A 9,966-nucleotide genomic window follows, 5' to 3' on the forward strand; every position below is an offset into this window, starting at 1 on the left:
ATGGTCAGGCCTCTTATTGTTATGGGGTAAAACGCACTTACCAGAACTTCCAGGTGTAGGTCGTGGCGACACGGAACTCGTTGTAGTCGTAGCCGTACTTCTGTTTCACATCGATGTTGCGCACATCCAGCCCAAGGCCTTGCAGCGCCCCGCTCTGCACCACGTAGTTGAGGCCCAGGTAGCGTTCGCTTTCCTGGTTGTCGCTCAGGTTGCCGCCGCGGTCCCAGTTCGTGCCCTTGATGTAGCGGGTAAAGAACTTCAGCCCCGGCACGCCCATCCCGGCAAAGTCATAGCTGTAGCGCGCGCCCCAGGACTTTTCATCCGGGCGGACAAACCCCAGGGACGACCAGTGCACCAGGTAAGGTTGCGGGATAAAGCCGTTCATGGTCGGGAACACGCTGTCACCGAGCATGCGCTGGTAACTGAGGCCAAACATGTGCGCGCCCTTGAGCAGGCTGAACAAGGCACCGTAGGAGCGGTTGTCGATTGGACCGTTCAAGGCGTTGCCATCTTCGTTGTTATTGAAGTAGCGCAAGTCGGTCTTGAGTTTGTAGCCATTGCCCAGGTCAGCCATGTGCATCAGGCCGAAATAGTGCTGCTGATAAATATCGTGCAAGACGCCGTAGAAATAACTGGCTTGCAACGTCTTGCTGAAGTCGTAAGTCACGCCGCCAAAATCCAGGCCGTCACTGTCGAGATTATCGGTGGAGCCAAACTTGTAGAATTTCTCGTGATTGGAAGATTCCCGCGTCACGGCAGACCAGAATCGGCCACCGGTCACGGTCAATCCGTCCACTTCCTTGGACTCGACCACGGCCCCCTGGTAGATGGTATCCAGTTGCCGACTGGGGTCATCGAATGCCACTGGCAATTGCGGGCGCAGGTCACCGACCTTCAACTCGGTCTTGCTGTAGCGCATCTTGAAGGTCGCACCGGCGCGGCTGTACTCATCGGCCGTCTGTTGATCGCTCACGCTGTAGGGCAGCGAACCGTCGTTGCCCGAGGAATCCAGGCGCACGGCGTATTGCGCATCCACATCCAGGCCGATGGCCAAGGCCGTGTCGGTGTAGCCGGAGGTGAACTGCGCATCGAAACCCTGGGACCAACTGTGCACTTCAGACACGGGGGCATTGGTGTTGGTGTAGTTGCGGTGCAAATAGAAGTTACGCGTATCCACTTTGAAGTGACTGTCATCAATCACATCGGCATGCGCTGCCAATGGCGAACAGATAACCCCGATCACACTGGCAATACCGAGCCCACGGCAAGATTGCTTCACCTGACATCTCCATTCTTATTTTTATGGGTAGGCGCAAGGTAAGCCAGTAGACGCCGCGCCGGTATCAAGATGAACAGCATCCGAAAGGGGGAAATCTCCAGTGCGGCTAAAGGTTTCCCTTAGTCGCGGCGCCGGTTTTTCTGCCGGGAACAGTGCGGGTCAGCGCTTTGGAACGCCGTCGTTCATATCGTGCTCACCTGTGCGGTAACTGGATAAATGCCGGATTCCGACACCCTCTGCCGGCGGCCGACAAACCCTCTGGTTTTATTTTTTTACTCTCCACTGGCCCGACGTTCATCGCTTCACGTCGGCCCAATCAGTCCTGTCACTGCACATCCCGACTAGTCACTCGCCAAGTGCACAAGGGTGGGGTTTAAGGAGAACAACAATAATGAATCCAGGCTCAACTTCATCATTCAATCAACTGCTCGATACCGTCACCGCTGGAGCGCAACGTGTCCCAGGTGTAGTCGCGGCAATAACCGGGCGAGACGGTTTGCTCTACGAGGGGGCTTCGGGGCTACGAACGCTCGGTCAAACGGATGCAATGACCACCGACAGTGTTTTCGCGATGTTTTCCACGACTAAAGCGATAACCGCCACGGCTGTGCTTCAGTTGGTCGAGGAAGGCCGACTGGATCTCGATGCGCCCGCCAGGGACTACCTGCCTTTGATCGGTGAACTCAAGGTGCTCGACGGATTTGATAGCGACGGCACCCCACGGCTTCGCCCTGCCAAAAAACACATCACCACCCGAATGCTCCTGCTTCATACGGCAGGCCTTGGGTACGAGTTTTTCAACGAACATTACAACAGGCTGGTTCAGGAACAACGACAACCCAGCATCATCAGCGCGTCGTTGGCTGCACTCAAGACGCCCTTGCTGTTTGAGCCTGGTGAGCAGTGGGAATACGGTTCCAACCTGGATTGGGCTGGCCTTGTGGTCGAGGCCGTTACCGGCAAGCGTCTGGGCGACGTCATGCAGCAGCGTATTTTCGAGCCTCTGGGCATGACCGATACCGCCTTTACCATGACCCCGTCGATGTTCCAGCGGCGGGCTGGCATGCATCAGCGTGAGGAGGATGGATCGCTGAGCGCAATCGAAGGCTCCCTCCTCCCGCCGGAACCCGAAGTGCACATGGGAGGCCATGGCCTGTTCTCGACAGTCAAGGATTACTGCCTGTTCATCCGCGCCTGGCTTAACGATGGACAGGGTGACCACGGACGGATCCTGAAGCCTGAGACGATTCGTTTCGCCGAAAAAAACGGGCTCGACAACCTCAAAATAAAAGCCCTTCCCTGCGTGAATCCAAGTATTTCCCACACGGCGGAATTCTTCCCCGGCATGCCAAAGTCGTGGGCGTTGAGTTTCATGATCAACGAACAGGACGCCCCCACCGGTCGCCCCGCGGGCTCTTTGGCGTGGGCTGGACTGGCCAATCTCTTCTACTGGATCGATCGCAAGAATGGCATCGGTGGTTTTTGGGCCACTCAGATCTTGCCATTCGTAGACCCCGTATCGACCCATGCCTACCTGGACTTCGAAACGGCGGCCTACCGCAACCTGACCAGCTGAGCCGGCTCCTGATTCACCCCTCTCTAAAACCAACAAAAACAAAACAGGTGACTCATGGAGATCTCCACGCGTACCCCTGCGCGCGCTCGCTTCACAGCATGCGCATTGGATGCCTCAACGATCGGTGCCGGTGTCCTGCTCGCCACTCTGGCGGGTAACGCCCAAGCCATCGATGTAGACGCCGGCGAATACGCCGCTGCACTTCCAGCCGGCAGCAATATCGCCTTGCTCTACCTGCAGCATGCCGAACGGCGGTCGCTGTACAGTGACGGCCACAAGGTTGCGATCAAGGCGGGACTCGACTCGGACATCGGCATATTGCGCGTCGCCAACTACCAGCAGCTGGGTGACTACACGATCAATACGCAGTTCCTGTTGCCCTTCGGCCGCCTGGAAGGAACACGCGACAACGACGCGTTGGGAAAAACCACTGGCACGGGTGATTTGATTCTGGCGTCGACCCTGTGGCTCGTGAATGATCCGGTGAAAAACCGTTACTGGGGCATTGCGCCCTACCTGTTCGTACCGACCGGTAGCTACGACCACAACGATATACTCAACCTCGGTGAAAACCGTTGGAAGATGACGTTGCAGACCGGTTACGTGACCGGCCTCACTGAAAAGTTGTCCCTGGACCTCACCGCTGATGTCACCGTGTTTGGCAAGAATGACGACTTCACCAGTCAAGGCCTGACATTGCGCCAGAAACCGCTATGGCAAGCCCAGACCTACCTGAGGTACGCCGTGACACCCAAGCTGTCGGTGCACGTCGGTGCGTCTCAACTCTGGGGCGGCGAGTCGCGCATTGACGGTCAGGACCAGGGCGATGAACCCGGTACCAGCAAGTACCGTGTCGGAGGATCCTACTGGATGACCCCTACGTTCCAGGCCCTGCTCAACTATGGCCAGGACGTATCGGTCGACAACGGCTTCAGGGAAGAACAGCGGGTCAACCTACGGCTCTTGTGGGTGTTCTGACCCGCAGCGAATGGCTGGGTTTCTGGGGGCACCGAGGGTGACTTGGACGTCACGCTCGGTGCCCTTTTTTTGCGTCAACCCGCTAGCGCTGTCGGCGCTGCAAGGTTTGCGATGGCAGTTCACTGAAGCGCTTGCGATAGGTTCCCGCGAATTCACCCAGGTTCAGATAGCCCCACCGAAAGGCGATGGCAGAAACTGTCGTACCCGACTCCGGATCCGTTGCCAATAAATCGCGGCGCGCCCCCTGTAGCCGCTGCTCGCGCAAGAAGGCACCGGGCGTCATGCCGCGAAAGCGCGAGAAGGCCCCGCTCAATGCCCGCACACTGGTCCCGACCGCACTGGCAACCTCTGCCAGCGTCGGCAGGCTCGCTGCATTGGCACTCATGAACGCTTCGGCGGCCCTGACATGACGGGGCGCAATCCGGTTCATCGGACTATTGAAATCAAGCCCAGCCTGCGCGGCGCGGTCAGCCCATTCTCGCAACAGATGAACGCACAGGATTTGCTCCAGATGAGCCCCCATGCGTCCCTCAGCCATGTGTTCGCCGGCCTCGGCAACACACCGCACCGTGTACTCCAGCAGACTTAGCCAGCTCGAACCGACCCCGCCGATGACGCACTTGTGTCTCCAGAACCGATCATCGGGTACGAACCCAAACCACTGCTGCGCCATCCGTTCCAAAAGTGCATGAGGGATGGTCAGGTTCAGCTGCAGGTGATCCGGATCGAGGTCGATCCGGTAATCGACACGACTGCAATCGGCAATGAAGGATTCACCCACTGCCGTATCTTCGGTGTCTGAACGCTGCGTCCAGTGCCGGGCATTGCCGCGAATGGTCGTGAGCAGTAATGCATTCCCCGCTTCAGGCGAAAAATCATCGACGCTCACCGCCACGCCGTAGGCAAAACGAGTCAGCGTCAACTCGCCGATCCTGGATGAATGCATGGTCGCATGAGGCTTGATGGCTTGCCCTTTGGGGGAGACACGATAGGGCATGTAGACGCGATCGGACCAGTTGCTGATTTCATCCCACTCGGTTGAAAAAACTTTATGGGGCTGGCGTATAGGCTTGCCGCTGACATCGGTTAACAACGCATGGTCGAGAAGCATGGAGACACCTGTTTTTATTTTTTTGGGTGAACCGCGGATCAGTGATGCAACTCAGGGCGACGGCAGGTACGCCATCGCGCGGGACTCGCCCATCAGCAGCGGCTGATTGAGTTCTGCGCAGGCGCGCAGGTAATCGGCGACCAGGGTGATGCGCTTGAGCTTGCGCAGATCCTCGCTGTAGTACATCCAGAACTGTCGAGTGACCTCTACCTCATCCGGCAGCACTTCACACAAGCGCGGATCGGGACCTGCAAGGAAGCACGGCAGAATCGCCAACGCGCGCCCTTCCAGCGCCGCATGATACTGGGAAACCACGCTGGTGCTGCGCAGGCGGCTGTGCGCGCCGGGCAGCAGGTCGTTCAGGTAGAGCAGCTTGAAGCTGAAGGCCAGGTCCTCGACATAGGTCACGAACGGGTGGTTCGGCAAGTCCTCGCTACGGGTAATCGGAGGATGATTGGCCAGGTACGCAGGTGTCGCATACAGGCGCAAGCGGTAGTCGCACAGGCGCGAGCACACGTAGGGCCCCCGCTCGGGACGCTCCAGGGTGATGGCAATGTCCGCCTCGCGCCGTGACAGGTTGATGAAGTGCGGGACCGGCAGGATGTCCACCGAGATGTGCGGATAGTGAATGATGAAATGGCTCATCTGCGTGGTGATGAAGCAGGAGCCGAAGGCCTCGGTACAGCCGATGCGCAGGTGCCCGGCGAGCCCCCCGGTGGTTCCCGATACCTGCTCGCAGGCTGCCAGCAACGTACTTTCCAAAGCTTCAGCGTGACTGATCAGGCGCTGCCCTTCGACCGTCATGACAAAACCCGACGTGCGGGACTTCTCGAAAAGCAGTGCGCCAAGGCTTTGTTCAAGGGCGCGGATGCGCCGCGACACCGTGGTGTAGTCCACCCCCAGACGGCGTGCAGCACCACTGGCGGTGCGTGCACGGGCGACCTCGAGGAAGAAGCGCATATCGTCCCAATTCACATGATTCTTCGTTGTGCGATTTTGCATATTCATCAGGCTTTTCTGCCGATTCTTATTGGAAATTAGCCAACATATACTCGCATCCAGCCTGGTTTTACCAGCAACGTTTCGCAACCGGAAAGGCCCTTTTTTCAATCAGGGCTGACGGCCTGGATACAGGTTGAAAAGCCTGTTTTCAAGGCGAAAAAAGGCAGCTGCGCGACAACGCAATCTGTCGCATTCGCGCCCGTCGTGGACTCATGCGGCGGGCACCCTGTCGGCACCCGATGAGTGCCATCAACGCCCCTCGCCTCCGGAAGATCGCCAGGGCAGCAACGACTCCAACAGCATTCAGGTGACGCTCCGCTTCGGAACGTCGCCCGGGTACCCGTACGCCCCTCAAAAGGCCGACATACAACAACAATTAAAAAAGCGGAGCCTCACCATGACGACTGACCATCCGAACCATGTCCAGATCTGCGCCCTGGTCAGGGCCAATCCCAACTTCCAGCGCCTCACCCGCCAACGTTCGCTGCTGGCCTGGTCACTGAGCGCCGCGGTCCTGGCCGTCTATTACAGCTTCATCATGGTGGTGGCCTTCGCACCTGCCTGGCTGCACCTGCCGCTGTACGACGGCAGTCACCTGAGCCTCGGCATACCGATTGGCGTGGCAATCATCCTGCTGTCCTGGTTGCTGACCGCCTGGTATGTGCACACCGCCAATACCCGCTTCGACGCGCTCAGCGCGCAGATCCTGCAGGAGACCCGCGCATGAAACGCCTGGCTGCCCTGCTCGCCCTCAGCCCCCTGCTGGCCAACGCCGCCCCCCTCACCGCCGAGAAACAACCGCTCAACGTGCATGCCATCGGCATGTTCTTCGTCTTCGTCCTCGCCACGTTGCTGATCACCTGGTGGGCGTCCCGCCGCACGCGTTCCGCTGCCGATTTCTACAGCGCCGGAGGCGGTATCACAGGCTTCCAGAACGGCCTGGCGATCGCCGGCGACTACATGTCTGCAGCCACGTTGCTAGGCCTTTCGAGCCTGGTGTTCACCAAGGGCTATGACGGCTTCATCTACATCATCGGCTTCTTCGTCGGCTGGCCCATCGTCACCTTCCTGATGGCCGAGCGCCTGCGCAACCTGGGCCGCTACACCTTCGCCGACATCGTGTCACTGCGCCTGGATCAGACTCGCGTGCGCAGCTTCGCCGCCCTCGGTTCGCTGACGGTGGTGTGTTGCTACCTGGTGGTGCAGATGGTCGGCGCCGGCCAGCTGATCAAGCTGCTGTTCGGCCTCGACTATCGCACGGCGGTGGTGGTGGTCGGCCTGCTGATGCTGGTCTACGTGATCTTCGGCGGCATGCTGGCGACCACCTGGGTGCAGATCACCAAGGCGGTCCTGCTGTTGGCGGGCGGCACGACCCTGATGCTGATGGCCCTGAGCCGCTTCGGCTTCAGCTTCGAGACGCTGTCGGCCCAGGCCGTGGCAGTGCATGCCAGCGGCGTGCAGATCATGGGCCCGGGCACCTTGCTGGCCGATCCGGTCAACGCGGTGTCATTGTCCCTGGGCCTGGTCTTCGGCATCGCCGGCCTGCCGCACATCCTGATGCGTTTCTTCACCGTGCCCAATGCCAAGGAAGCGCGCAAGTCGGTGCTGTTCGCCACGGTGTTCATCGGCTTCTTTTTCCTTGTGGTCTGCATCCTGGGCTACACCGCGATCGTCATCGTCGGCACAGACCCGCAGTACTACGTCGACGGTAAGCTCGGCGGTGCGATGATCGGCGGCGGCAACATGGTGGCTATGCACCTGGCCAAGGCGGTGGGCGGTAACCTGTTTCTCGGATTCCTGTCCGCCGTTGCCTTCGCCACGATCCTTGCAGTGGTGGCCGGCCTGGCCCTGGCTGGCGCCTCGGCCATCTCCCATGACCTTTATGCCTCAGTCTTCAAGAAGGGCAAGGCCGACGAGAAGCAGGAAATGCGCGTGTCGCGCATCGCCACCATCGGCCTGGGCATTGTCGCGATCGCCCTGGGCATTCTGTTCGAGGGCCAGAACATCGCCTTCCTGGTCGGCCTGACGTTCGGCATTGCCGCCTCGGCAAACTTCCCGGTATTGATCATGGCCATGTACTGGGGTGGCCTGACCACCCGCGGCGCCCTCTACGGCGGCTTGACCGGCCTGGTCAGCGCCCTGGCGCTGGTCATCGGTTCGCCGTCGGTGTGGGTCGGTGTACTGGGCCATGCCCAGGCGATCTTCCCCTACGATCAGCCGGCACTGTTCTCCATGCCGCTGGCCTTCCTGGTCATCGTGGTCGTGTCCAGGCTGGACCGCAGCGAGCGCGCCGACCGTGAACGCGCGGCCTATGCCGATCAGTTCGTCCGCGCCCAGACCGGCCTGGGCGCCGCCATGGCCAGCAGTCACTAAGGCTGCAGTTTTGCGGGGTCAACGGCCCCGAGCGCGAGTGCGCCCCTTGGCTTCGCGCTTTTTATGCCCGCCCTGCGCCGCCCGGCCAGGGCAACGTCAACCAGTCGTCCCTCCACTGGCCCCGGCCAGTGCGGGATCGGCTTGCCCATAACAACAAGAGACAAACATGAAACCTACCCTTTTCAGTTTATTCCTCGCCGGCAGCAGCCTTGCCACCCAGGCCCATGCGGACTTCATCAAGGACAGCAAGGCCAGCCTGGAACTGCGCAACTTTTACTTCAACCGGGATTATCGCCAGGCCAATGCCGCCCAATCCAAACAAGAGGAATGGGCCCAGGGCTTCCTGCTGCGCTACGAATCGGGCTTCACCGAAGGGTTGATCGGTGTCGGTTTCGATACCATCGGGCTGCTCGGCGTCAAGCTCGACTCCAGCCCTGATCGCGCAGGCTCCGGCTTGCTCAAACGCCATCGCGACACGAGCAAAGGCGCGCAGGACGAGTACGGCGAACTGGGCCTGACCGCCAAGGTGCGCGCCTCCAAAAGCACGCTGAAACTCGGCACGCTGCTGCCGAAAGTGCCGACGGTACTGGCCAACGATTCACGGCTGTTGCCACAAACCTTCAAGGGCGGTCAGTTGACGTCGCTGGAAATCGAAGGCCTGACCGTGGATGCCGGACGACTGTCGCAAGTCAATCAGCGCGACTCCTCGGACTACGAGGACATGGGCATCACCCGGACCGGCGCCAAGGGCATCACCACACGTCAGGTCGACAGCGACCGCCTGGATTTCGCCAGCCTGAACTACAAATGGACCAGCAACCTCGCCACCGGCTACAGCTACGGCCACCTCGACAACTTCTACAGCCAGCACTTGGTCAACCTGACCTACCTTTTGCCAGTCACGACCGGCCAGTCGTTGAAGACGGATCTGCGCTTCGCCCGCTCCACGGACGATGGCGGCAGCAATGTCGATAACAACGCCATCGGCGCGATGTTCACCTACAACCTCGGCGGGCATGCGTTGGGCCTGGGTTATCAAGGCATGAGCGGCGACACCGGCTACGCCTACGTCAACGGCACCGACGCCTTCCTGGTGAACTTCGTGCAGATCGGCGACTTCGCCAGCAAGGACGAAAAGTCCTGGCAGGCGCGCTACGACTACAACTTTGCGGCCATTGGCGTACCGGGCCTGACCTTCATGACGCGCTACCTCACCGGCGACAACATCGATCTGGGTGGCAATCGTCCGGAGGGCAAGGAATGGGAACGGGATACCGACATTGGTTATGTCGTGCAGAGCGGGCCGCTGAAGAATGTCGGGGTGAAGTGGCGTAACGCGACGGTGCGTTCGAGCCATTTCGGCAGTGATCTGGATGAGAACCGCCTGATCCTCAGCTATACCTTGGCACTCTGGTAAATCGCCCCCCCCGCCAAAAAAGGTAATGGTGTTCACTTAAGCATGGGGTTGTATTGAGATTTTGGGGGGGCATATCCATTGCTGCGGTAACGGCCACTTATGGTTTCGCCCTTACGGCGAGTCCCTTTTTCAAACGCCAAAAAGGAACCAAAAGGCTTTGCCCCACCACTTGGTGCCTCGCTAGGGCTCGGCATGCCCTCACTCCGGCATTGCTCCGTGGGTCGCCGCGA

The 9,966-nt window shown here is 59.8% G+C and carries 8 protein-coding genes; 5 read left to right on the plus strand and 3 right to left on the minus strand.

The genetic code is table 11. The features are described 5' to 3' along the window. Positions 1 to 37: 37 nt before the first annotated feature. Positions 38 to 1,279 (minus strand): OprD family outer membrane porin, encoded by a 1,242-nt coding sequence (locus HFK74_RS26490; protein WP_180206046.1) that lies wholly within the window; start codon positions 1,277 to 1,279, stop codon positions 38 to 40. Positions 1,280 to 1,670: 391 nt separating this feature from the next. Between HFK74_RS26490 and HFK74_RS26495 the strand changes: the two genes are divergently transcribed. Together HFK74_RS26495 and HFK74_RS26500 are read left to right on the plus strand one after the other, a co-directional pair. Beyond that, positions 1,671 to 2,855, plus strand: a complete 1,185-nt coding sequence (locus tag HFK74_RS26495) for a serine hydrolase (protein ID WP_180206047.1) — start codon at positions 1,671 to 1,673, stop codon at positions 2,853 to 2,855. Between the two features lie 105 nt (positions 2,856 to 2,960). Then, positions 2,961 to 3,833, plus strand: a complete 873-nt coding sequence (locus HFK74_RS26500; RefSeq protein WP_257230428.1) for a transporter — start codon at positions 2,961 to 2,963, stop codon at positions 3,831 to 3,833. A gap of 82 nt (positions 3,834 to 3,915) precedes the next feature. Here HFK74_RS26500 and HFK74_RS26505 read toward each other — a convergent pair whose 3' ends face one another. Both HFK74_RS26505 and HFK74_RS26510 read right to left on the minus strand, forming a co-directional pair. Then, entirely contained in the window at positions 3,916 to 4,944 is a 1,029-nt protein-coding gene (locus HFK74_RS26505; RefSeq protein ID WP_180206049.1) for an AraC family transcriptional regulator, read from the minus strand. A 51-nt stretch (positions 4,945 to 4,995) separates the two neighbouring features. Continuing rightward, the gene (locus HFK74_RS26510; protein ID WP_180206050.1) at positions 4,996 to 5,952 is read right to left on the minus strand and encodes a LysR family transcriptional regulator; all 957 of its coding nucleotides are present in this window, start codon (positions 5,950 to 5,952) and stop codon (positions 4,996 to 4,998) included. 391 nt (positions 5,953 to 6,343) lie between these two features. On the opposite strand from HFK74_RS26510, the gene HFK74_RS26515 reads away from it, so the two are divergent. From HFK74_RS26515 to HFK74_RS26525, 3 genes are all read left to right on the plus strand, one after another. Continuing rightward, positions 6,344 to 6,673, plus strand: a complete 330-nt coding sequence (locus tag HFK74_RS26515; protein WP_008063274.1) for a DUF485 domain-containing protein — start codon at positions 6,344 to 6,346, stop codon at positions 6,671 to 6,673. After that, the gene (locus tag HFK74_RS26520; protein WP_180206051.1) at positions 6,670 to 8,319 is read left to right on the plus strand and encodes a cation acetate symporter; all 1,650 of its coding nucleotides are present in this window, start codon (positions 6,670 to 6,672) and stop codon (positions 8,317 to 8,319) included. The genes HFK74_RS26515 and HFK74_RS26520 overlap by 4 nt, the downstream gene beginning before the upstream one ends. 166 nt (positions 8,320 to 8,485) lie before the next feature. Continuing rightward, the gene (locus HFK74_RS26525) at positions 8,486 to 9,736 is read left to right on the plus strand and encodes an OprD family porin (RefSeq protein ID WP_180206052.1); all 1,251 of its coding nucleotides are present in this window, start codon (positions 8,486 to 8,488) and stop codon (positions 9,734 to 9,736) included. Positions 9,737 to 9,966: the final 230 nt, after the last annotated feature.

This window comes from Pseudomonas sp. SbOxS1 (genome assembly GCF_013416725.1).
Lineage (GTDB): Bacteria > Pseudomonadota > Gammaproteobacteria > Pseudomonadales > Pseudomonadaceae > Aquipseudomonas.